Genomic DNA, 23391 nt, shown 5'->3' with positions numbered 1-23391 from the left:
CGAACTCCCCACTCACGACGTACGACACTGCCACCCTTCACTGGTGGAGTCCTGCTCCGGAAGACCGGACACGGCACTGGACGTTCACGGAACCGAGCCTCCGACGGGGACGGTTGACAGCGCGCGTGAGGCACGTCCGGCGAGGTCCGTGAACCGGCCACAGCACGCGCGACGACGCCGACGGGTGAAATCCTCTCGAAGACACACGTCTCGCCGGACCGACAACCGTTAGTCCGTGGGCCTGCGTCGTTCGTCAATGACCGAGATCCACCCTCACCAGCGGGTCGCCGTGCTGGTCGACGCGCAGAACCTCTATCACTCCGCACACAGCCTCTACTCGCGGAACATCGACTACTCCGCGCTCCTTGAGAAGAGCGTCTCCGGCCGCGAACTGGTCCGTGCCATCGCCTACGTCATCCGGGCGGACTCGCCCGACGAGGAGCGCTTCTTCGACGCGCTGGTCGACATCGGCTTCGAGACGAAGATCAAGGACATCAAGACGTTCGGCGACGGGTCGAAGAAGGCCGACTGGGACGTCGGGATGAGCCTCGACGCCGTGACCCTCGCCTCACACGTCGACAGCGTGGTGCTCTGTACCGGCGACGGCGACTTCTCGCGGCTCTGTTCGCACCTCCGCCACGAGGGCGTCCGGGTGGAGGTGATGGCGTTCTCGGAGTCGACGGCCGACGAACTCGTCGAGGCGGCGGACGCCTTCCTCGACCTCTCCGAGCGCCAGGAGACGTTCCTGCTGTGAACCGCTCCGGGATCCGAGCCCCGGACCACCCGATCCGCTCGGCCCGTTGACGGCTCCGGGACGACGAAACGCGGCGTAGCGTGAGCCGTCAGTAGCGTTTCTGACCACTCTGTTCACCGGAGTCACGACACTGTCGTGGTAGCGATCAAGAGGGGACGAAGTAGCCCACGGCGATGACGGTCTACGCGGCGCCACGGCGGGTGCCGAAGCGGGCGAGTGCGACGGTGGCACCGCAGACGGCAGCGAGAGCGAGGACGAGCGGGACGCCGTTCGGGGCGTTGCTCGCGGCGAACAGGCCGCTACTCGCCAGGAGGAGACAGACGCCGGCGAGCGCGAGTCTGACGTTCATGACCGCCTCTCAGTAATTCACGGGTATATGAGTTGCTGTCTCGACCGCCCGTGTCAGCAGTGATCACAGCGGGGAGACCGGAAGCCGAAGGGTTTTGTCCACACCACGGGGAGGATCGGTCATGAGCGACGCGGACGAGCGCGACCTGCGCCAGTTGCGGACGGTCGCCGACTACCAGTTCGGGCGCGGCGCGGGAGCTGGGCTGTTCCCCCCGGCCGAGACCCTCCGGATCGATCGGACCTCGAGTGGGCGTCCCAGCCAGGTTCACGCCGACGCCGGTCGACTGGTCACGTACGCCGTCGACGGGCGGTTCACCCTCGGGGTCGAGGGGGGGCGGCGTCTGCTCGCCGCGCTCGACGAACCGGCGTACCGCGTCGTCGTCGGCGACGAGTCCGAACCGTTCGTCCGCGACGGCAAGAACGCCTTCGCGAAGTTCGTGCGGGACGTCGATCCCGCCGTCCGTCCGGGTGACGAGGTCGTCGTCGTGACCCCGTCGGACACGCTGCTCGCGGTCGGCCGAGCGGAGCTCTCCGCCGCGGCGATGCGGGATTTCGAGACGGGGATGGCGGTGAAGGTGCGGTCGGGGCAGCCGGAGCCGGAGACGTAACGCGTCGCTGGGGTCGCCGTTGCCTCACTCGGCCACTGTCGTCCGGTGGCACGCCGAACGTTCATGTACGATGCCGCGGCCACGCCCACCGTGTGAGCGTGTGAGAGCTGCCACGGGGTGTTCGCGGTCGTGTGGCACGCCGCCCCGGGGTCGAAACCGACGTCGCCACGAGCGTGCCGCCTGTTCGCAGACGGTCGCTGGACGCCGACCGCTCATGCATCGCCGGCGGCCTACAGGTACGACGCGAGGCCGAACGCTTCGACGAGCGGGACGCCCGCAATCACCGAGCCGAGGAGGTAGCCGCCGATGGCACCGCCGTTGAGCAGGGGGAGCCCCGCGTGGGCGCGGCCCTTCGTCACGGCCCACATCAGCACGAAGAAACCGAGGAGCGTGCCGATCATCGCCGTCAGTGCAGGGACGTTCAGCGCCGAGAGCGAGGCGATGCCGAGCGACGCGGCCGGCGAGAAGAACGCCGCGCTGGCGACCATCACGGTCGGCATGACGGCGTCGCCGAGACCGATGAAGAAGGCGTCGCGGACCGACTCGTCGTCGGCCGCCGGGTCCGTGTCGGTGTCGGAGCCGTTCCCCTCGCCGTTCGCCAGCTCGTCGGCGACGTCGTCCTCGTCGTGGTCCCCGCCATCGGCTGTCGCTCCGTCGGCCGCCGTCTCCTCGTCCCCATCGGCGCTGTGGACCTCGTTCGCACCGGAGAAGTCGGTGTCGAGGAGCGAGTACGAGAGGCTGGTGGGGATCACGAGCACGACGGGGATGCGGAGGTCCATCACGCCCTCGGCGAGGTCGAGCATGTGCCGCGTCCCGTACACCGAGATGGCGTCGTAGACGGCGAGCACAGAGAGCAAGACGATCGCGGGGAGCACCCCGAAGCTGATCCCGAAGAGGGCCGCGGCACCCGCACCCATCAACACTCCAGCGGTGTCGATGACGTACCACTCGGGGTGGACGAGGAGCGCGACCGCGACGCCGGCCGCGAGTACGAGCGCGGCCACGCCGGGAACGAGGACGGCGAAGACGTACCACGACAGGAGACCGGAGGTGAAGACGACGACGCCGCGGACGGCCCAGTCGAAGTCGTACTTGAACGCGGCGAGCATCAACGCCGTCGCGACGAGGATCGCGCCGATGTACAGGAGGCTGTTCGCGGGGTCGGTCGGATCCTCTACCTGCTGGTACCCCTCGGCGTAGAACGTCGGGACGAGCGCCAGTGCACCCAGCTGGACGAGGAGAAAGAGGAGGGCGGCGAACGCGATGCCGCCGTAGACGCGAGGCTTCATGCCTCCGCGTTTCGGGGGCAGGGGTTTGGCGTTTTTCGTTCCCCGTTCCCGACACACATCAGCGCGCGTACAGCTTCGAGCCGACGAGCGACGCGAGAGTGACGCCGCTCGACGGCGAGACCGCCACGTACGGCCGGTCGACCGGGCCGAACACGTCGACGACGCGGCCGACCCGCGACAGCGAGTCGTCGACGACGGGCGTTCCGATCTCGGGAGGGTCGTCGTCGAGTCGGACGATGGCGACCCCCTGTGCGATCCGGGAGACGGTGCCGACGCGCTTCATCGACGGTCCTCCCCCGACATCAGTCGCGGAGGATGGTGACGTAGGCGGCGACGGCCTGCACGAGGTCGTTCTTCGAGGCGTCGTCGGCCCCCTGGACGAGCACTCGACCGCGCTGTTCGTACTCCCGGGAGTAGGTCTTGTCGCGTTCGATGACCGCGTCGTAGCCGACCTGCTGGACGGCTTTCGCGAGCTCGTCGACGGTCGGCTCTTCGACCGCCTGGTCCAGGGCGACCCGGCGCCCCTCGGAGCGGGTGAGGGCGGCGTCGAAGTACGCGGGCCAGATGACGTTCTCGACCATACCCGACGAGGGAGACGACGCCGTAATACGGTTGTGGTCTGGGCGTGTCCGTCTCCGGTGACGCCGTCGAGTTGGGCTCGAGAGCCGTGAGACACACTCGGGATCGCGTCTCGCAGTCGGGCGTAGTCGAGGACATCGGCGGTCGCCGTCGGTGCATCCCGAGTACAACACGTATTTACGTATTGAAACTGCGGTTGTATTCGAGATGGCCCGGGACGTGCGCGTCCGAGCCGTGGGCTGGTCGGTCGGGCTCGCCGCGGTCTGTGCGGTCGCCATGGTCGCGAGCGCCGGGGTCGGCCCCGTCAGCATTCCGCCGACCACGGTCGCGCGGATCGTCCTCGACGCTCTGCCAGGGGTCGCGTTCGACGTGCCGCAGGAGGCCACGGTCATCGTCCAGCGCGTGCGGATGCCCCGGATCACGCTCGCCGCCGTCGTCGGCTTCGCCCTCGCGACCGCCGGCGTCGTCATGCAGGGCTTCTTTCGCAACCCGATGGCCGATCCCTCGATCGTCGGCGTCTCCTCCGGTGCCGCGGTCGGCGCGGTCGCCTCGATCGCCCTGCCCGCGCTCCCGTTCGGCATCGGCCTGCAGGCGGCGGCGTTCGTCGGCGCGGTCGTCGCCGCCTTCACCGTCTACCTCGTCGCCACCGAGAACGGCCGAACGCCCGTGGCGACGCTCCTGCTGGCGGGGCTGGCCGTCCAGACCTTCCTGGGAGCGGTGGTCTCGTTTCTCCTCCTCCAGACGGGCGAGAGCCTCAACCGCGCCGTCTTCTGGCTCATGGGCCACCTCCACGACGCCTCGTGGGGCGACGTGCGGGCCACGCTCGTCGTCCTCCCGCCGGTCTTCGTCGTGTTGCTCGTGTACACCAGAGACCTCAACGTCCTGTTGCTCGGCGAGGAGGACGCCCACTCGCTCGGCATCGAGGTCGAGCGTACCAAGCGACTCCTGCTCGCGCTCGCCAGCCTCGTCACGGCGGCCGCCGTCGCCGTCTCGGGCGTCATCGGCTTCGTCGGGCTCGTAGTGCCACATATGATGCGGCTCGTCGTCGGCCCCGACCACCGCGTGTTGCTCCCCGCGTCGGCGCTCGGTGGCGCGGCCTTTCTCGTCGTCACCGACACCGTCGCGCGGTCGGGACCCGCCGAACTCCCGGTGGGGATCGTCACCGCCGCGGTCGGCGCGCCCTTCTTCGTCTACCTCCTCCGCTCGCGGGAGGTGCGCCGGCTGTGATCTCGGTCGAGGAGCTCGTGGTCACGCTGGGCGGCGACCACGTGCTCGACGGGGTATCGACGACCGTCTCGGCAGGGGAGTTCGTCGGTCTCGTCGGCCCGAACGGCGCGGGCAAGACCACGCTCTTGCGGACGATCAACGGAGCGCTCTCGCCCGCCCGGGGGCGCGTGTGCGTCGCCGGCGAGAACGTCCACGACCTCTCCTCGCGGGCGGCGAGTCGACTCGTCGCGACGGTCCCGCAGACGACGTCGCTGTCGTTCGACTTTTCCGTTCGAGAGGCGATCGAGATGGGCCGGACTCCGCACCGATCACGGTTCGGCACGTGGCGACCCGAAGACAGGGCGGCGGTCGACCGAGCGATGGAGCGGACCGACGTCGTCGGCCTCGCGGACAGGGGCGTCACCGAGATCTCGGGCGGTGAGCGGCAGCGGGTACTCATCGCCCGTGCGCTCGCCCAAGAGACACCGGTCGTCCTCCTCGACGAACCGACGGCGAGCCTCGACATCAACCACCAGGTCCGGACGCTCGAACTCGTCCGGGAACTCGTCGGGGAGGGGAAGACCGCCGTCGCGGCCATCCACGACCTGAACCTCGCGGCGCACTACTGCGACCGACTGGTGTTGCTCGCCGGGCGCGAGGTACTCGCGTCGGGACCGCCGAGGGAGGTGTTGACCGAACCACGGCTGCGCGAGGCGTTCGAGGCCAACGCCGTCGTCTCCCGCCACCCCGTGACGGGCTCGGTGTACGTCACGGCGCTGCCCGAACCGAGCGGCGGGTCGGCGGGGCGGATCCACGTCGTCGGCGGCGGCGGGAGCGCCGCACGCGTCCTCTACCTCCTGTCGGCGGCGGGCTACACCGTCACGGTGGGCGCGCTCAACGAGGGCGACACGGACACCGAGACCGCCCGCCACCTCGGGCTCGACGTCGTGACGGTCCCGCCGTACGCGGGCGTCGACGAGGCGGCGAGACGCGAGGTCGACTCGCGCGTGGCGGCTGCCGACGCCGTGGTCGTCGCCGACGTCGAGGTCGGCGACGGCAACCTCCCGAACCTCGAGGCCGCGGCGGCGGCAGACGAGATCGTCCTCGTCGAACGCCGGCCGTTCGCAGCGCGCAACTTCGCCGGCGAGCGAGGCGAAGACGCGTACGATCGGCTCCGCGAGCGGGGAACATCCGTCGACAGACAGGACGTGCTCGGAGCGATCGAGACCGCCGTCGGTCCGTCGAACCCGATCGACAGCACCACCGACGGGGACGAGACCGAACCGGCGACGGGCAACGAGGTGTCGACGACGAACGGCGAAGGATCGACGACGACCGGCGAGGAGTCGATCGGGGACGACCGCGGGCGGAGTCAGTCGCGCCCCTCGACGGCCTCGTCCGGAGAGTCCTGAACGGCGTCGTAGAGACGATCGGCGACGAGCGTCCCGACGACGCCCGGCAACACGAGAAACGAGACGGCGAGGACGGTCACCAGCCCGACCCACCGCGAGACGGGATCGGTCGGCGGCCACAGGAGCGGAAGCGCCTCCGTCACGACGTCGCGGAAGACGACGACGGAGACACCGGCGGCGACCGCCGTACAGCCGAGTCTGACGGCGAGCCGCTCGCGCGACGGACCGGGTGACGGTGGGGGGAACGGGTCGGTCACGTCCGCCGGTAGGGAGCGGTCGTATCTAAACTCCCCCACCGCTGTGTTCAATACCACGCGACCCATATTTCATTCGACATTATCAGCATGAAACTCGTACTCATCGGCGTCGGCCAGGCCGGCGGCAAAGTGGTGGAGGCGCTCGTGCGCTACGACAGGGAGACGAAGGGCCAGTTCGTCGTGGGAGCACTCGCGGTGAACACGGCCCGCGCCGACCTCCTCGGGCTCGAGACGATCCCGACCGCGAACCGCGTCCTCGTCGGACAGGCGCGCGTGAAGGGTCACGGGGTCGGCGCGGACAACGAGCTCGGCGCGGAGGTGATGGCCGAGGACATCGACGAGGTGCTCGGCGCGCTCGACGACACGCCGACACACGAGGTGGACGCGTTCCTCGTGGTCGCCGGGCTGGGCGGCGGCACCGGCTCGGGTGGCGCGCCGGTGCTCGCCCACGAACTGAAGCGGCTGTACACGGAGCCGGTGTACGGACTCGGCCTCCTCCCCGGACGCGACGAGGGCGGGATCTACACGCTGAACGCCGCGCGGTCGTTCCAGACCTTCGTTCGCGAGGTGGACAACCTCATCGTCTTCGACAACGACGCCTGGCGCAAGACCGGCGAGTCGGTCAAGCAGGGGTACGCCGAACTCAACGAGGAGCTCGCGCGCCGTCTCGGCGTCCTCTTTTCGGCCGGCGAGATCACGGACGGACAGGTCGCCGAGAGCGTCGTCGACTCCTCGGAGATCATCAACACCCTCGCGTCCGGCGGCGTCTCCACCGTGGGCTACGCGGCCGCCCCGATCGACCGCGAGCGTGGCGGGTTGCTCTCGCGGTTCCGCGGCAAGCAGGAGGCGGTCGTCGACGACTCGAACGTGGTCAACCGCGTGTCGAGTCTCGTCCGTCGGGCGACGCTCGGTCGGCTCACGCTTCCCTGTCTCGTCCAGGGGACCGAACGCGCGCTCGTCGTCGTGAGTGGCCCGCCCGAGGCGCTCTCGCGGCGAGGGATCGAACACGGCCGCAAGTGGCTCGAATCAGAGACCGGGACGATGGAAGTCCGCGGCGGCGACTACCCGGTCGACTCGGGGTACGTCGCCGTGGTCGTTCTCCTGTCGGGGGTAACGTCGGTCCCGCGGATCAAAGAGCTGCAGGCGGTCGCCATCGAGGCCCAGCGCGAGTTCGGCGAGCGCGACGCGGCCAGCCCCGAACGGCTCTCGGACCTCCTCGACACCGACGGCAAACTCGACACTCTCTTCTGAGGGCGGGCCCGGGGGCGACGACCCCGTGAGGTCGGCTGAGGCTGACGCGCGACGACTCCAGCCGATCGGGTGACGCCCGGGATCGCTCGCAACGACCAGCGCGGATGGAACGGTCCGGCCGATCGCCGACGATCCCCCGCTATCAAGAACACGGGGGACGATTCCGGGAACGGAGGAATCGGGCCCGAGAACCAAAGGGGCTGGAATCAAATGCGCTCGGACATGGGGCCGTGTCGACGGACAGGACGGCCGACACCGGGAGTACCGACTCGACGAACACGAGACCGGCGCGCCGACGCAGTGAGAACACGAATCGACACGGCCACCGACGCCGACGAGATCGGTCGTCACCCCACGCGGTCGCGTGAGGTGGGTTGTCGTGAGTAGCCACGGGGAGCGCACACCGGAGGCAGAACTCGGTCTGCTCGACGCGACGATGATCGGGATGGGCGCGATGATCGGTGCGGGCATCTTCGTCCTCACCGGACTCGCCGCGGAGATCGCGGGCCCGGCGGCGATCTTCGTCTTCGCGCTCAACGGCGTCGTCACGGCCTTTACCGGGCTGTCGTACGCCGAACTCGCCTCCGCGATTCCCAAGTCCGGTGGAGGGTACGCCTTCGTCCGCGAGGTGTTCGCCGACCTCCAGTCGTTCCTGATGGGGTGGATGCTCTGGTTCGCGTACATGATCGCCGGCGCGCTGTACGCGCTCGGCTTCGCCCCCAACTTCCTCGAACTGCTCCACGTCTACGGCATCGTCCCGCCGCCCGAGCAGGTCGGCGCGGTCGCCCTGCCCGTGATCGACGTGGGCATCCCCGCCAGCGTCGGTCTCGCGTTCTCGGCGGTGGCACTGTTCGTGGCACTGAACGCCGTCTCGACGGCGGCGAGCGGGAGCGTCGAGACGATCTTCACGGCGACGAAGGTGACGATCCTGATGATCTTCGTCGGCTTCGGCGTCGCGTCACCGATGTTCTCGACGGCCGAGTTTCAGCCGCTGTTCCCCGGCGATCGGACGGCGTTCGCCATCCTGCCGGCGATGGGGCTGACGTTCATCGCGTTCGAGGGGTACGACCTCATCACCACCGTCACCGAGGAGGTGAAGAACCCGCGCGAGAACATCCCGAAGGCGATCTTCGTCAGCCTCGCAGTGACCGTGATCGTCTACCTCCTCGTGGTAACGGTCGCCATCGGCACGCTCGGCGCGGGCGGGCTGGCCGAGGCGGGCGAGGCCGGCATCGCACAGGCCGCGACCGAGTTCATGCCGACGGGGCTGCCCGTGATCAAGAACGGGGGCGCTGTCATCGTGTTCGGCGCGGTGTTCTCGACGCTCACCGCGCTGAACGCGGTCGTCATCGCCTCCTCGCGCGTGGCGTTCTCGATGGGTCGCGAGGGGCAGCTCCTCCCCGGCTTCGGCCAGATTCACCACCGCTTCGGGACGCCGTTCGTGGCGATCGTCGCCAGCGCCGTCGTGATGCTCGGCTCCGTCGTGTTGCCCACGCAGAGCGCCGGCAACATGTCCAGCCTCTTCTTCCTCCTGTCGTTCGTCGTGGTGAACGGCGCGGTGATCAAGCTCCGCCGGGAGCGACCGAACATGACCCGGCCGTACGAGATGCCGTTCTACCCGCTCCCGCCGGTGCTCGGCATCGTTTTGAACCTCGTCCTGACGGGCGTCCTCGTGCGATTCCTCATCCAGACCGATCCGCTCGCCCTCGTCCTCAGCGTCGCCTGGATCCTCCTCGGCGTGGTCGCGTACGTCGCGCTCGACCGGTACCGGGAGTCGCCCGGGTCCGGCGTCACCGGGGTCGGCGAGGCGGGGGACCTGGGTGAAGCCGGCGCGGTCGGCGAGACGAGTACCAGCCTGGCCGACGAGGACGGCCGAACAGGCGCCGGTTCCGACACGGGACCGGCCGCCGACGAGGACGACTGAGCACCACAACACACTCACAACACTATGACAGCGAAACTCGACGTCATCGTCGCGGGCGGCGGCCGTGTCGGCTTCCAGACAGCGGAGATACTCGACGACCAGGGACACGACGTCATCATCATCGAGCGGGACGAACGGCGGTGTAACGAGATCGCGGACGCGTACTTCGCGACGGTCATTGAGGGGGACGCGGCCAACCCCGACATCCTCGAACAGGCCGACGTCAAGCGCGCGGACGCGATCGCGGGGCTGACCGGCGAGACCGGCCTGAACCTCGCGGTCTGTATGGCGGCGAGGGAGATGTCGCCCGACGTTCGGACCGTGGCTCGTATCGATCGTGCCGCCGCCGACGCGTACACGCGGTTCGTCGACGCGGTGCTGTTCCCGGAGCGCGCCGGCGCTCGCGTCGCGGTCAACGAGATCCTCGGGAGCGACGTCCAGACGCTCGCCGACGTCACCGGCTCACTCGACATCATGCAGATCCGGGTCGCCGAGGGCGCGCCGGCCGCCGGGAAGACGCTGAGCGAGATCCGGTTCCCCTCGGGGACGCTCGTGATCTCCGACGACGACGGCGAGCGTATCGCGCGTCCCGACACGACGCTCGACCCCGGACGGCGCTACGTCGTCGCGGTCGAACCCGACGTCGCAGACGAGGTGATGAACCTGATGCGTGGCTAGGGGCCAACTCAGATCGGCGGGACGACGAGGACGGGCACCGGTGCAGTCCGGACGACCCGGGCGGCGACGCTCCCCAGGAACGCCCGCGAGAGCCCCGTCCGGCCGTGCGTTCCGACGACGATCACGTCGGCCCCGACCTCGTCGGCGTACGCGCAGATCTCCCGGTGTGGGGCGCCGACGCGAACCGCGCGGGCGACGTCGACCCCCGCCGCCTCGGCGCGCGCCCCGGCGTCCGAGACGGCGCTCTGGGCCGCCCCTCGAAAGAGGTCGTCGACGGTGTCGGTGTCGGCCCCCGAGAACAGGTCCAGATCGGCCGTGTCGACGACCGAGAGCACGTACAGCGTCGCACCGGTCTCGACGGCGAGGGCCACCGCCCGGTCGAGCGCACGGCTCGCGGGGGTGCTCCCATCCGTGGCGAGGAGGACGGCGTCGTACACACCCACTGTCAACGCGGCAACTATCCTAACCGTTGTGGCCGCGTCGGTGACGCGGTCGGCCCGCCGCCGTCGCGAGCGGGGGAACGACCCCGACCGTCGAGTCGGGGATCCAGCCGTGTCGCGGAACAGTATTGAACGACGCGCGCGAAACGGCCGTGCATGTACGACCGTCTCCTCGTCCCCACGGACGGCAGCGACGGCACCGAGGCCGTCGTGCAGCAGGCGATCACGATCGCGACGCGGTGCGGTGCGACGATCGACGCGCTCGCGGTCGTCGACGAGACGTTCCCCGCGGCGGCCGAGTACGACGTCGTCGTCGAGGGGCTCGAAGCCGAGGCCGAGACCGCGCTCGGGGCCGTCACGGACGCCTGCGAGCGGGCCGGCGTCGACGCCGAACCGCACCTCCGGCGCGGCGTCCCCCACGAGGAGATCGTCGCGGCCGCCGACGCCTACGGGAGCGATCTGATCGTGATGGGCACGCACGGCCGTACCGGATTCGACCGCGTCCGACACCTGGGGAGCGTCACGGAACGCGTCGTCCGACAGTCGCCCGTCCCCGTGCTGTCGACGCCGCTGTCGACGCCCGACGAGGCGAGGGGTTAATCACCTGGCCGACCTACCCGAGACGGGTGTCACGGTGGAACACATCGAATTCGTCTACACGGTCGGGATGGCGGAGTCGGACGTCGAGCGCCACCTCCGCGAGGCCGAGACCGGGGTGTTGTCGCTCGCCGACGGAGACCGGGCGTACGCGGTCCCGGTCCACTCGTACTACCAGCAGGGGAATCTCCTGTTCCGCCTGACCGACGACGGCGACAGCGAGAAACTTGAGTTCCTCGAGTCGACGACGGAGGCGTGTTTCGTCGTGTACGGCGCGACGAACGGCGACTCGTGGAGCGTCGTCGCGCGCGGACCGGTCGGTCCCGTCGAGGACTCCGACGCGTACGACGCGGCCGCGGTCAACGAGCGGTTCGGCCCCGCACGCGTCTTCGACGAGGACGTCGGCGACACCGAGATCCGGCTGTTCGAGTTGCGCGCGGAGTCCGTGACGGGTCGGCAGACGCCCCGGTTCGGGTGAGCGACTCGGGGTGTGTCGACACTGCGTCCAGGGGCGGGACGAGGGGGGTCACCGGGGGCGCTCCGGAGGCCGCCTGGGTCGATGGCTCGCCGCGGCGGACTCAGGATCCCGCCGATGGGTCGCCACGGCGGGCTCAAGGTCCCGCCGACCGCTCGTCGCTCAGCCGGCTGGCGATCCGGTCGCGGGCCAGATAGCCGACCGCCGAGACGACCGCGAGTGCCACGAGGAGGACCACGGTTTCGACGGTCCGTCGTTGCGCGAGTCGCGCACCGGCGAGTGCCACGAGGAAGTACCCCGGGAGCCGCCCGACGACCGAGGCGAGGAGGAACGAGCGGGTGTCGACGTCGCTGATGCCCGCGAGGAAGCAGATGCTGTCGTCCGGGAGCCCGGGGACGAGAAAGATCAAGAAGAGGGCGACGTCGCCGTGGGCGGCCGAGAAGTCGTCGAACCGCACGAGCGCGTCCTCGGCGACGAGGCGCTCGACGACCGGTCGCCCGTACCGCCGGGAGAGCACGAACGCGACGTAGCCCCCGATGGTCGCCCCCGCGACGCTGAGTGCCGTCCCGGCGACGACCCCGAAGAGGTAGCCGGCGACGAAGCCGAGCACCTGCCCCGGCACGGGCGCGACGAGCACCTGGAGCGCCTGGACGACGAGGAAGACGACCGGCGCGAGCGTCCCCGTCGCCCGGATGGCCGTCCGGACCGCCACGGGGTCCGCCAGCGGTGGGTACAGACGCGGGAGGCCGAACGTGACGAACGCGGCGAACAGGACGTACGCGGCCAGGAGGGCGAGCGCCCGGCGACGGTCGCGGGCGGAGTCGAAGACGCGGGGCAGGCGGCGCACGCGCTGGCGTTCAGCGTCGAGTGACAAAGGCGTTCGCCATCGGTCGAATGACGGAGGCGTTCGCCGGTAGCCGAGCGATTCTCGCGCCGCGGGAAGCGCACGGGGGCTCTTTTCGCCCGGCAGACGTCTCTGTAGACGGTGAGGACTATGCAGACGACGCCACCCCGGGTCGAGCTGTGGATACGGACACTCCCCGCGGGGGCGGGCGAGGAACACGACGACCTGCGCCGACGGCTCGCGGCGCTCGAACGACGAGGAGTGATCGACTCCGTCGAGGTCCGAAGCTGGCCACACGAGATCGCACTCGACGGACCGACGGTGGCCAGGGAACGCGAGATCGGGGGCCGGATCCGCGCGTTCCGCCGGTGGGCGGCGAGGGAGGGCGTCACGCTACCGGCCTTCACCGAACGGACGACCGCCGGCGTCGGGCGCATGGGGCCGGAGTACACGGCGCTGTCGCTCCCGCAGACCGCGCTGGCGGTGTGGCGCGACGGGACGCTCCGCTGGGTCGCCCCGTGCGTCGAAGGCGGCAGCGAGTGGACGCCGAGGGAGTGGATCGAAGCCGCCGCCGCAGGCGACGCGCCCGGCTGTGAGTCCGGTCCGCGGCTCGTCGTCTGAGTCGATCGGGAGACACGACGATCCGTGGCCCGGTGGCGTTCCGCGTTCGCTCAGTAGCGTTCTGTGCTCGCTCGGTGGCGTTGCAGTCCCGGTTTCTCAGACGACGATCCGACGACCGTGCGAGTCGGTCCCGGTCGTCGGGTTCGTGGTCGTCTCCGTGTCGTTTTCGTGGTCTCGGAGTCCTCGCTCCGTCACGCTCGGAGTCGTCTCTGGCCGGGATCCCCTGACGAGCCAGCACAGCCCCCGTTCGGGCGTCCACGGCGTGGGTCCGCCCGCGGACCAGTCGTCGCGAAACGTCAGCCTTACTCGCGTCTGCGGCCTCGTCGACGACGATGAGCGTTCCCTGTGTGCGCGTCCCCCGCGAAGCCGGCGAGGAGACGCGCCGCGAACTCGCGGCGGCCGACCTCCTCGACACCGACCACGAGATCGTCGTCGAGGAGGGGTGGCTCTACGTTCCGGTCCGGGACCCCGCGGCCGCCGTCAGAGTGCTCGGAGCCGACGACGACGGCGAAGGCGAAGGCGAGGACGACGGTGAGCGCGAGAACACCGACGACGCCGACGGCGACGGTGAGCCGACGGTGACGGTCGTCGCCCGCGACGCCCCGGCCCGCGAGACGCAGGTGACGCCCGCGGACCTTCTCGGCTTCGAGCCGAGCCTCGAACGACTCGGCGATATCGCCATCCTCGACGAGGACGACCCGGCGCGTGCGCGGCGGATCGCCGAGGCGATCGTCGAGTCGGACCTCCCCGTCGAGACGGTGGTCAACCGCGCCTCGAAGATCAAGGGCGAACTCCGGGTGCGCGACTGGGACGTGCTCGTCGGCGAGGGAACCGAGACCGTCCACCGCGAATACGGCCACGAGTTCACCCTCGACATCGCCACGGTGTACTTCTCGCCCCGACTCGCCACCGAACGCCACCGCGTCGTCTCGCAGGTCCGGGAGGGAGAGCGCGTCTTCGACATGTTCGCCGGTGTCGGTCCATTCGTCGTGCCGATGGCTGCCCGCGGCGCGACGGTCGTCGGCGTTGACCTCAACCCCGACGCGGTCGCGTACCTCCGCGAGAACGCCCGCAGCAACGGCGTCGTGGAGCGCGTGACGGCGATCCACGGCGACGTGCGCGACGTCGCCGCCGACTACGCGGGGTGGGCCGACCGGATCGTGATGAACCTCCCCCACTCCGCCGACGCGTTTCTCGACACCGCAGTCGCCCTCGCGGGCGACGAGTGCGTCCTCCACTACTACGACATCCAGCACGACGAGAACCCGTTCACCCCCGGGATCGAAGCGATCCGGGCCGCCGCCGAACCCGCGTACGAGGTGAGCGTCGAGACCGAACACGTCGTCCGATCGTACGCGCCTCACGAGGTGAACGTCTGTCTCGACGTGCGGCTTCGTCGCACGCAGTAGGCCGTTTCGGAAGCCTTATTTTCCTCTTGGGGGTAGGTGCGTGTGCACGACGGCGTGCCGGTGTAGCTCAGCTGGCAGAGCGATTCCTTCGTAAGGAATAGGCCGAGGGTTCAAATCCCTCCACCGGCTTCCTACGTTTGGTTTACATCCCATAGAGACATTACTCCGTGGGGTCTCTGATCGGGCTCTCTCGGTTGTCGGGAGGTGGGCTCTGTGACCGTCCTAATCGAGACGGCACCGCACGAGTTCAGTGCGAACTACCTCTTCAACGATCGCGGTCTCTTCCCGTACTTCGCTGCAGACAAGCGGGTGAAAGAAGGAGAGGGGTCACAGAGAGCATCTTTCACTGCTGAGGGTGAGGAGTGGGCAGTTACGCTCTACTTCCAAGAGAGCGGCTTAGAACACCCTGGAAAAACGACACCGAGCGGGACACGATTCGAGCTTGAGACACTCCGAGAGTTCCGTCTCGCGATTTCAAGCAAGGACGATTCCGTAGGTCAGCGAAAATTCAACGCACATATCGCTCCACGTTGGGTGGGAATGAAGTCGAAGGGAGGCAGCCGGGTACCCGTGCCCGAGGGATTTGGTGAGGGTGTGAATGTTCGAGTGAGTGGGTCGAATATCGAGTTCAAGAGATACCTACCCCTTCTACAGTGTGCAGCTGAAGCAGTCGGGATTGACTCGACTTACTTCTCTGGTCCTCACCCGTATAGTAACATCCAGGATGCTGAGCGCTACATCCGGCTCAATCACGAGGTGAGTGGTCCAGTTCACGCTCGAGACGGTCCAATCGTTCAGATGGGACACTTGCTGGAGAACGACCGGGAAGGATACCGTAAGTTAGTCCAGAACGACCAGACAGAGGACGGTAAGAACCTACCTGGGTACTACCATACCGTAACCCTTGATCAGCGGCGGATCCAGGAAGCTTTCCCATCCCACGAACTTCCGAAAGAGATCAAGCACTACTACGCGAGAGAGGCACTCTCCTTCCCAGAGAACAACCCACTCCGTCATCCGAAACTCGGTGCATCTTACCAAGTAAGTCGGTGGAAGGGAAAGTTGGGTGTGAGTAGCGAAGAGATCGAGCAGCTAACACACGAACTCGAAGAGAGTGTACTCAGCGTACTCGCGAATAGCGGAATCGACGTTCGTCCCGGTGGAGACACCTACGTCAAAGATGCCTATTTCCCCGCGATCGAGAGCGATCGGGAACGGCAAATCATAGACCTGAACCTAACTCGGATTCGGCAGTCCCAGGAGAGTGTCGTCATCAAGCATATCGCAGACGGTCTTAGTCCGGTCGAGTGGGAATCACTCAGTGTCCTCGTTTCTGACGGGGGGACTGTTTCTCCGAAGCGTATCGCAGAGGAGACCGACCGGCACCCAGACAGTGTTCGGCGGGCACTGGATCGAATTAGTGAGTTGGTCGAGAGAGAATACGGGTCAGTTAGTCTCCGTTCGCATTACGTTGCAGAGCTCGTTCACGAGGCAGTCACAGAAGCCAAGAGAGCGAGTGAACGAGCGCTCGAAGCTGGTGCAAAAGCTCTCGAAGCGGCAGAGAGAGGATTGGACAGACGCACCTCTGCTTTCATCGCATGGGCTGCCAAACACGACGTGCGGGTGAATGAGAGAGACGATTCAGTATTCCTCGATCTCGGAGAACTTTCCGACGAGGAACACCGGAAAGAGGTGAAGAGGTTACTCAGGGAGGGTCTCTCACTGTGGGAAGACTGCAAGAGGGATTCCGTCACGTATCGGTCAGGGCGCTACCGGTACCGAATCACAGAACCAGAACACGAGCTTCGGTCCATCGAGGCTGAGGAGAGAACCCGGACGATCGGCGGAAGGGTGTGGGAAGCGCTCGGGTAGCGACCGACTGCTGAGTGGCAACACTGTCGAGGGACGGTAATCGCGACATATGTTGCCGACTGGTGGGGCTGTTCGTAGGCTGTTGTAGACCGACTATTCGGAGACAGTGCTTCTCAGGATTACGTGAGGGAACGAATCCGACCGGAGCTGTCGGGTTCTCTGTTAGGGGTGTACCTAAGGGTACTAGTTCAAAATACTTCAGTCCTACAAACATCGACGCAAGCCAATTGTGGCTGCTACTACTCAATCCCCAATCGAACGGACCACCTGATATTGAATAGAAGTCCTGGCTCAGAGATGTGGAGAGTGTCTTCATCTTCATCCCAATCTACTAATCGAGAGTCTGGGCGTTCTTCCTTGGTTATCTTGTCCATCTGTTCACAGAAGAGAGAGACTTGATTTGACTGTGGGTGAGTGCCTGCGCATTCGTGCTTTACGCGATTATATAACTCGTTACGGGTGAACGAGAATTCAGGAGGGTTTGCAGCGATGGCCCTTAGACAGCACTCGTAATAGTCGCCCTCTGATCCTGTTTTTAATGGATACAGTTTTCGACCCTCTCCACGGGTCGTCGCTCCGTCGTTAATCGCTGAAACTACGTCTGAGTAACCACCCCACTTTATTGCTTCCTCGAATATCCCATCTCGATCGCCCTCTTCCATTTCGATGACTCGATGTTCATCTTGTGGCTCGCGAACGTCGTTGTGGAGACATGTGCTGTAACAGAGTAGCTGCATCAATAATGGAGAGCCTGCAGATTCTCTCACAAGAGTCTCAATTAGAGATTCAGAAAATTCTACGTTCAGGACTGTGAAGCCGAGCTCAGCAATTTCTCTTAGCTCATGTTCGTGCCAGTAATCCAGTTTGATGTTATATACTCTCCCCGCCAGATCATCGTTCACCTTCTCAAGGTTTTCGCTCCGATATGAGACAAGTGCCACACAAATCGAAATTCCCCGTTCAGCTGCGGCTTTGATCGCCTCCGCGATATCCGATTGAACATCTGATTTTATATAGTGAAAATCATCGATTAGCAGAACGAATTTGTCCTTGTCAACAACCTCGATGAGTTTGCTTAGTCCTCGCCTAGAATCGACTTTGACATCAGTGTCTGTTTCGGCGCTCCGTGAATGTTTATCAGCACCTGCACTAACTACCGTGCTTATTCCTCCTGTTATTGTATTTCCACTCTCATCCGTTTCAGAGGAATGGCGTTCAGTAGTAGTAGGAGTACCCAAATTATCTAGAGCTTGTCGCCACAGATCTCCGGTGCTTTCGATTTCTGAACCGTTTACGATTGCAATTTGTTCGATATGACTGTTCTTTGCGACCCGCTTGACTAGCATGGACTTTCCTGATTTAGAAGGTCCAGAAATAGAAACAATACTCCCAGACATTCGAAGTGCGTCTTCGAGGTTTTCTTCCAAATCACGCTTTTCTCGTTTGACGTATGTGTATTCAGGATAACTATTATGTGGGAAAATATCGCTTACGTGCATTATATGATTATTAGTGACGCGTGACATCAATTTACCGGAGCCGTGACTCCCATACGACCATCTAATATCAAATATATTATTGGTTATTACTCACTGATGACTCCTCTCCGGACGTACTGTCGAAACCCGCCACCCCTTGGGGTAGTATCTTGATGTATTCAGAGATCTCGATGTATGCACACAGGCTCTGCCCTGACCCTCGACAGTGTGTATAGTCTCAGTTGATCTGAGGAGAGTATCTAACTGCGGAGTCCAGCTAAGTCGAGGTCGGATTGACGAACTATGTTCGGTTACTCCAGCACCGCGCTCTGGACCCTCGCTACATAAATCGGTATATAATGGGACGCACGAGCGATCAACGATTAGACTGCGATGGTCAGAGATAGACCTACAACAACGCTGGAACAACGTGAGAGACACTCATGAGGGACGATGTGCGTGCTCTCCAAGATCGTCTACTGGAGACAGAGCTGCTCTGTGTTCCCTCGGGAACTCGAGACACGACTGAGGAGGTATATCCGGCAGTGAAGTCTGCATATCCAGATCTCTGTGACGACGATTACCTCTGTTCAGAAGTGTGTGACGGAGGCACTGACCAGCCCGAGTGGATGCACGCTACTCGTAGGGTCCAGCAACAACTGAAACGGAAGGAGAACAGCAGAGTTGAGCGACGAGACGGTAGTTGGTTCTATAATTTTCCAGCGCTCTACCTGCAACCAGTATCGGACGAGTGGATTGATCGTTTCGCTCGGACGGTTCGAAGCGAAGTGACTGAAGGGTGGGCAACTGTTCCCGAAGAACTCGAGCACGAACTGCCTACGCGGATCTGGGGTATCGAGGAGACTGATTCGCCTGCTCACCAATCTTATATTGATCGAATGTGCCCCGGCGATCTCGTCCTGTATTACCACGATGGAGACTTCATCGCCTCGGGGCGGGTCAAGAGGACCATCGAAAGCGACGTGATCGGTGACTGGCTCTGGAACAATCCACAGAGCAAGTGGGTCTACCTGGTTACGGAGTACGACGACTGGGGACCGGACATTGGCGAGGTTTGGAGCCTCTTGGGATACGGAGATCGGCAGATCGTAACCGGTTTTATGAGGGTCTCAGACATAGTGACAGAGGAGCTACGACGAGAATATGGATCAATCGAATCTGCGATTCTCTGGCGGCCAAGGGAAGTAGAGAAGACTAGTGAGACCGTTCTCGAGCAGCTGGGAACAGAGAGCCCTAAACGTCGGAGTACGGTCCAAGATCAAGTACAGAGGGACCAGAGGCTGGTAGAAGAGCTGAAATGCTTATACGATCACCGGTGCCAGATTTGTGAGACGCGACTACAGCAAAGTTCGAACAAGGGGTATTCAGAGGTTCACCATCTCCAGCCTCTCGGGAGTCCACACGATGGGCCCGACGTGAGTGAGAACATGATTGTCCTGTGTCCGAATCACCACGCCGATTTCGACAACGGCATGGTTAGAATTGAGCCTGACTCACTGCAAATCACGCACGAATACGATACCGAGATCTCGGGTCACTCACTAAGCGTTCACAGCGATCACGAGGTCGGAGAGGTGTACCTACAATACCACAACTCCGAGATAGCACGGTGACGTTCTGTCACCGGTACTCGCGTAACCTCAATTCGTACTTGACTCGCAGTTCGGGATAACCGATTACTGACGCTATCTAAGCGGATCCGGCATCAAGTACCAGCCTAGAACAGATGTAATCATGCAGGGTGTGGGCGGTGCATACGTCTAAGCTCGACGCAGTTTTCAGAGGTTAATCAGGTAGCACCGAAGTAAGAATTTAGTCTACTGCTTGAGTGCAGGATGGTACTCAATGTCTCAAGATCCAGATGTATATCAGGTTCCAATCTCGGAGGGTGACCCTCCGGTCATGCGTGAAAATTACAGGAAGACGGTCATTGAGGGTGTCGACTCAGCCGTCATTGAGAAGTATTTTTCAGGTACAGTTTCCGAAGAGATCTCCCGGATATGGGGTACTCGCACCGACGTAACTGGGTTGACAGGCGACTGGTTGCTATTCGCGGATCGTGAAACGGATGAATATATTGCACTCGGTGAGATTGCCGAATCACATATACTCGGTGTCGACAGCGCGGAACAGTTCGCTGAAGATATCGGATGGGAATATACAACAGGCGATCCGTATACGACTGTAATTCGGCTGGTCGGGGTTTACGATATCTACAAACCAGCAGACGAATTTTGGAATCTGATGGGTTATTCAGGATTCCCATATGATGCGTTTAGTCGGATTAACTTTGACAAACCGAACTCGAATTTCTACGATGAATACGAGTCGATTTCTAACTTCATCCAGCACCTCAGAGAAAATTCATCTACCGGAGATCCCTCGTCAGCTCTATTCGGAATCAAGAGTCAAAGCAGAAGACGGCTCTGTCCACCCGACGAATCAACCAGCGAACTAGCTCCGTACTATTGGGTGAACCAGAGTAACAATCCTGAGGAGATAGAGGAAGGTTTTCTCCAAGCCCCACGAACCGATTTTCCGAATTACGACCTCGCCAAACTTCAAGAGGGGGATACTGTATTCAATTACCAGAATGGGGAGATAATTGCATACTCAGAAGTTGTATCACATCCATACATTGTGACTGTTGATGGTGAAGAAAAGAGACGGGTAGACATCGAGATTCACAGATTCGACTCGCCATTACAGTTCTCAGACATTTTTTCGTACCTCTGGCAGGAAGACGTCCGTCTGGAAAAATATTATCCGATCAACAAAGCTGGGATCAATCAGCAGTACCTATTTAATCTGAGCCAAGAGGCTGGAGATTATCTGCTTGAACAAGGACAAGTCGAGGGGTCACAAGCTTCTAGACTGGAAGGACGACTCCAACTACCCCATATGGATATCGGGTTGCCAGATAATCTCTATTTCCACGGAGGTGAAAGGGCTCGCATCCGCCGACAAGTGAATGCATCTCTCAATGCTGGAAAACACATCATTTTCACTGGACCACCCGGGACGGGGAAGACAAAGTTGGCCAAGCATATCTGTGAGCAGGTAACGGAATCTCAGGGCGAAATTGTGGACGGTTATCGGTTCACGACGGCAACAGCTGAATGGACCACCTTCGACACAATCGGTGGATACGTGCCTAACCGATCGGCTGAGGGAGACGAACTGGTGTTTCAGCCTCGAATCTTTCTGGACTGCTTTCGTAAAGATGGCGAGATTAGGAATGAATGGTTGGTAATCGACGAGATCAACCGTTCTGATATCGACAAAGCGTTCGGTCAGTTATTCTCAGTACTCTCTGGAGACTCGGTACAACTCCCCTACGAGCGGGACGAACCAGTCGAGATCGCATCGCTCGATGAAGAGACCACACACGATCGTCTTAGATCGATCGTCACGAACCAGGATATCTTTCCAGTCACTCCTAGCTGGCGACTCCTCGCCACAATGAACACCTATGATAAAACATCGCTCTATGAACTCTCATATGCGTTCATGCGGCGTTTTAATTTCATCCATCTTGGAGTCCCACGGCTCAGGAGGAACGGTCGAGTCCGGACCTCACTGCTGGATCCAAACGAAGACGAGAACTACGCTACCGTGTGGCTCAACGCTGACGAGTCACTACGAGGCGTTTTGGAGACGACGTATGAACAGGTCGCTGTCGTCTGGCAGAAAGTGAATCAACACCAGACCATTGGGCCCTCCATCGTCCGGGACATCCTTGGGTACCTCGCTGCGACGGGGCCGGAAGTGAGCGAAGATCCAGGTCCTGCTCTCACCGACGCGGTCGTCGCATTAGTGTTCCCCCAGCTCGAAGGAATGGCACCTCAGGAACAGCGGAGCCTCGTCGGATCCTTGACCGCGACCGAGGTGCAGACGGAGACGGGCACGGTTGATCTCACGCTTGAGGGAGAGTGGCTCGAACGGAAGGCTGAGGACTTCTTCGACCTCCCGCCACGCTCTGATGAGTAAACTGGGCCGCACCATACTGGTGGATAGCGTTCAGGAGGAGCTGGTCACGTATCTCCGAAACGGGACGATCAACCAGCGAGAAGTCACTCGACATCTTGACATCACAGATTTAAACATCGAGAATCTCGACCGTCTCAAGCGAATCCATTATTGCCTCAGTGACGAGGTTGTCAACTTCATCAAAGCACTTCAAGAGAGACTCCGGCGTGTCAAGACCGCTAACCAGCGCGAACGTGAGGTCACACAAGGAGAGGTCCGGGGAGGGATCGATTGGCCGGCGACGACACGTCTCCGATACGCCGATCAATCCGGTGATCGAACCAGGTTCGCTTGTAAGACTCCATACACGGAGTACAACATTGACGAGAACCTCGTCCTGAAGAAGCTTCTCTGGATGATCCACTCGACGGTGGATGAGGACGTCGCCGCGATTGATTACGAATGGCGGACGAACGCCTGGCCAGCCGAGCGCATCGCGATGTTCGACAGAGTGTACGCTAGGAACGTCCATCTGAATCGAATACAGGACGGAGCAGATATTCAGGTCACACGTCGAATGCTTAACACGGCTCGACGGTCCAGACAGACGCTGTATACAGAGGCATTCACGCTATACGACCGCTATCGACGCTTGCTATCTGGAGCATACGATGATGCAGACATCTCTAAACTGCTGACAGACACGCTCGTAGTGCCTGAACGGTTACCGCGGCTCTTCGAACTTTTTTGTGTGTTCCGGCTCCTGCACGGGCTCCGCTCACAGGCATGGCGCCTTCAGCCAATCGAATCGGGTGCTAAGCAGTTAGCCATCTTGGAGGACCAGCAGCGTACCGTCGACGTCTATCACGACCGAAGTGGTAGCCTTTCGTTCTATGTGCCGCTTTTCGAACTGAACGGTGTGGAGACTGCTTATGCTGAACGTGTTAGGCGCGTCCAGCGCCAGCATCAAAAATTGACCGAGGCGTTCCATGGTAGCAGCACTGAGCCCTCATTATTCCACGGCCGCCCGGATCTCGTTATTGAGGTGTACGACTCCAGAGAGAGAGGAACGCCAACTGCGGTTGTTCTCGGCGAGATCAAGTATAGCGACAGCCAGCAGACGTTCACCCGGGGGCTTGAGGAGCTACTGAAATACGTCGAGTTCGCGCAGAAGGACGGTTATCTCACCGAACATGATGTCGATGTCCGTGGACTCCTCATTACGGATGACATCGAGGTGAATGAGGCATCTCCACTGGATGGGCGAATCACACATATTTCTGCGGAGAACCTCCTGTCAAGTGGATCCTCAACCAACTGGGTTCCGGAGGAGATCCAGTAGCGCACGGATTGCCGCGA

The 23391-nt window shown here is 63.1% G+C and carries 23 protein-coding genes and 1 tRNA gene; 16 read left to right on the top strand and 8 right to left on the bottom strand.

The window, feature by feature from the left end; translation table 11 throughout:
- Positions 1–256 precede the first annotated feature (256 nt).
- Positions 257–754 carry a LabA-like NYN domain-containing protein gene (locus FZP69_RS05235; protein ID WP_152040293.1) on the top strand — a complete coding sequence of 166 codons (498 nt, stop codon included), beginning with the start codon at positions 257–259 and terminating at the stop codon, positions 752–754.
- 181 nt (positions 755–935) lie between these two features.
- On the opposite strand, the gene FZP69_RS22385 is transcribed toward FZP69_RS05235, so the two are convergent.
- Complete coding sequence (locus FZP69_RS22385; RefSeq protein WP_192918477.1) at positions 936–1103, bottom strand: hypothetical protein; 168 nt, start codon at positions 1101–1103, stop codon at positions 936–938.
- Positions 1104–1224: 121 nt separating this feature from the next.
- Here FZP69_RS22385 and FZP69_RS05230 point away from each other — a divergent pair, with 121 nt between their 5' ends.
- Positions 1225–1710, top strand: a complete 486-nt coding sequence (locus tag FZP69_RS05230; protein WP_152040292.1) for a PUA domain-containing protein — start codon at positions 1225–1227, stop codon at positions 1708–1710.
- Positions 1711–1940: 230 nt separating this feature from the next.
- Here FZP69_RS05230 and FZP69_RS05225 read toward each other — a convergent pair whose 3' ends face one another.
- The 3 genes from FZP69_RS05225 to srp19 are packed head-to-tail and all read right to left on the bottom strand — an operon-like array spanning position 1941 to position 3580.
- A complete protein-coding gene (locus FZP69_RS05225; RefSeq protein ID WP_152040291.1) occupies positions 1941–2999 on the bottom strand; it encodes a presenilin family intramembrane aspartyl protease PSH in 1059 nt (352 codons plus the stop codon).
- Between the two features lie 58 nt (positions 3000–3057).
- A complete protein-coding gene (locus tag FZP69_RS05220; RefSeq protein WP_152040290.1) occupies positions 3058–3282 on the bottom strand; it encodes an H/ACA ribonucleoprotein complex subunit GAR1 in 225 nt (74 codons plus the stop codon).
- Positions 3283–3301: 19 nt separating this feature from the next.
- The gene (srp19, locus tag FZP69_RS05215; protein ID WP_152040289.1) at positions 3302–3580 is read right to left on the bottom strand and encodes a signal recognition particle subunit SRP19; all 279 of its coding nucleotides are present in this window, start codon (positions 3578–3580) and stop codon (positions 3302–3304) included.
- 205 nt (positions 3581–3785) lie between these two features.
- Here srp19 and btuC point away from each other — a divergent pair, with 205 nt between their 5' ends.
- A complete protein-coding gene (btuC, locus tag FZP69_RS05210; protein WP_152040288.1) occupies positions 3786–4805 on the top strand; it encodes a vitamin B12 ABC transporter permease BtuC in 1020 nt (339 codons plus the stop codon).
- A complete protein-coding gene (locus tag FZP69_RS05205) occupies positions 4802–6196 on the top strand; it encodes an ATP-binding cassette domain-containing protein (RefSeq protein WP_152040287.1) in 1395 nt (464 codons plus the stop codon). The genes btuC and FZP69_RS05205 overlap by 4 nt, the downstream gene beginning before the upstream one ends.
- Here the strand turns inward: FZP69_RS05205 and FZP69_RS05200 are convergent.
- The gene (locus FZP69_RS05200; protein WP_152040286.1) at positions 6157–6510 is read right to left on the bottom strand and encodes a hypothetical protein; all 354 of its coding nucleotides are present in this window, start codon (positions 6508–6510) and stop codon (positions 6157–6159) included. The genes FZP69_RS05205 and FZP69_RS05200 overlap by 40 nt on opposite strands.
- Positions 6511–6540: 30 nt before the next feature.
- Between FZP69_RS05200 and FZP69_RS05195 the strand changes: the two genes are divergently transcribed.
- The 3 genes from FZP69_RS05195 (at position 6541) to FZP69_RS05185 (ending at position 10306) form a co-directional block, all read left to right on the top strand.
- Positions 6541–7704, top strand: coding sequence for a tubulin/FtsZ family protein (locus tag FZP69_RS05195; RefSeq protein ID WP_152040285.1), 1164 nt, complete (start codon positions 6541–6543; stop codon positions 7702–7704).
- A 436-nt stretch (positions 7705–8140) separates the two neighbouring features.
- Positions 8141–9628 carry an APC family permease gene (locus FZP69_RS05190; RefSeq protein WP_240137577.1) on the top strand — a complete coding sequence of 496 codons (1488 nt, stop codon included), beginning with the start codon at positions 8141–8143 and terminating at the stop codon, positions 9626–9628.
- A gap of 24 nt (positions 9629–9652) precedes the next feature.
- Complete coding sequence (locus FZP69_RS05185) at positions 9653–10306, top strand: potassium channel family protein (protein ID WP_152040283.1); 654 nt, start codon at positions 9653–9655, stop codon at positions 10304–10306.
- 8 nt (positions 10307–10314) lie between these two features.
- On the opposite strand, the gene FZP69_RS05180 is transcribed toward FZP69_RS05185, so the two are convergent.
- On the bottom strand, positions 10315–10743 hold the full coding sequence (locus FZP69_RS05180) for a universal stress protein (RefSeq protein ID WP_152040282.1): 429 nt from the start codon (positions 10741–10743) through the stop codon (positions 10315–10317).
- 159 nt (positions 10744–10902) lie between these two features.
- Between FZP69_RS05180 and FZP69_RS05175 the strand changes: the two genes are divergently transcribed.
- Together FZP69_RS05175 and FZP69_RS05170 are read left to right on the top strand one after the other, a co-directional pair.
- Positions 10903–11346: a universal stress protein gene (locus tag FZP69_RS05175; RefSeq protein ID WP_152040281.1), complete on the top strand. Its 444-nt coding sequence runs from the start codon at positions 10903–10905 to the stop codon at positions 11344–11346.
- A 34-nt stretch (positions 11347–11380) separates the two neighbouring features.
- Complete coding sequence (locus FZP69_RS05170; RefSeq protein WP_152040280.1) at positions 11381–11821, top strand: pyridoxamine 5'-phosphate oxidase family protein; 441 nt, start codon at positions 11381–11383, stop codon at positions 11819–11821.
- A gap of 133 nt (positions 11822–11954) precedes the next feature.
- On the opposite strand, the gene FZP69_RS05165 is transcribed toward FZP69_RS05170, so the two are convergent.
- The gene (locus tag FZP69_RS05165; RefSeq protein WP_192918476.1) at positions 11955–12665 is read right to left on the bottom strand and encodes a TVP38/TMEM64 family protein; all 711 of its coding nucleotides are present in this window, start codon (positions 12663–12665) and stop codon (positions 11955–11957) included.
- A 147-nt stretch (positions 12666–12812) separates the two neighbouring features.
- On the opposite strand from FZP69_RS05165, the gene FZP69_RS22380 reads away from it, so the two are divergent.
- From FZP69_RS22380 to FZP69_RS05145, 4 genes are all read left to right on the top strand, one after another.
- Positions 12813–13283, top strand: a complete 471-nt coding sequence (locus FZP69_RS22380) for an HTH domain-containing protein (protein ID WP_192918475.1) — start codon at positions 12813–12815, stop codon at positions 13281–13283.
- Between the two features lie 332 nt (positions 13284–13615).
- On the top strand, positions 13616–14692 hold the full coding sequence (locus tag FZP69_RS05155; protein ID WP_152040277.1) for a class I SAM-dependent methyltransferase: 1077 nt from the start codon (positions 13616–13618) through the stop codon (positions 14690–14692).
- Positions 14693–14748: 56 nt separating this feature from the next.
- A tRNA-Thr gene (locus FZP69_RS05150) sits at positions 14749–14821 on the top strand.
- An 84-nt stretch (positions 14822–14905) separates the two neighbouring features.
- Entirely contained in the window at positions 14906–16564 is a 1659-nt protein-coding gene (locus tag FZP69_RS05145) for a MarR family transcriptional regulator (protein WP_240137466.1), read from the top strand.
- 239 nt (positions 16565–16803) lie between these two features.
- On the opposite strand, the gene FZP69_RS05140 is transcribed toward FZP69_RS05145, so the two are convergent.
- Positions 16804–18063 (bottom strand): ATP-binding protein, encoded by a 1260-nt coding sequence (locus FZP69_RS05140; protein WP_192918474.1) that lies wholly within the window; start codon positions 18061–18063, stop codon positions 16804–16806.
- Between the two features lie 422 nt (positions 18064–18485).
- Here FZP69_RS05140 and FZP69_RS05135 point away from each other — a divergent pair, with 422 nt between their 5' ends.
- From FZP69_RS05135 to FZP69_RS05125, 3 genes are all read left to right on the top strand, one after another.
- Positions 18486–19676, top strand: coding sequence for an HNH endonuclease (locus FZP69_RS05135; RefSeq protein ID WP_152040274.1), 1191 nt, complete (start codon positions 18486–18488; stop codon positions 19674–19676).
- Positions 19677–19908: 232 nt separating this feature from the next.
- Positions 19909–22053: an AAA family ATPase gene (locus FZP69_RS05130; protein WP_152040273.1), complete on the top strand. Its 2145-nt coding sequence runs from the start codon at positions 19909–19911 to the stop codon at positions 22051–22053.
- Positions 22046–23374 (top strand): hypothetical protein, encoded by a 1329-nt coding sequence (locus tag FZP69_RS05125; RefSeq protein ID WP_152040272.1) that lies wholly within the window; start codon positions 22046–22048, stop codon positions 23372–23374. The genes FZP69_RS05130 and FZP69_RS05125 overlap by 8 nt, the downstream gene beginning before the upstream one ends.
- Positions 23375–23391 lie beyond the last annotated feature (17 nt).

Source organism: Salinigranum salinum, from assembly GCF_009176545.1.
Lineage (GTDB): Archaea > Halobacteriota > Halobacteria > Halobacteriales > Haloferacaceae > Salinigranum > Salinigranum salinum.
The sequence above is the reverse complement of the archived record's forward strand: the minus strand, read 5'-3'. Positions and strand labels throughout refer to the sequence as shown.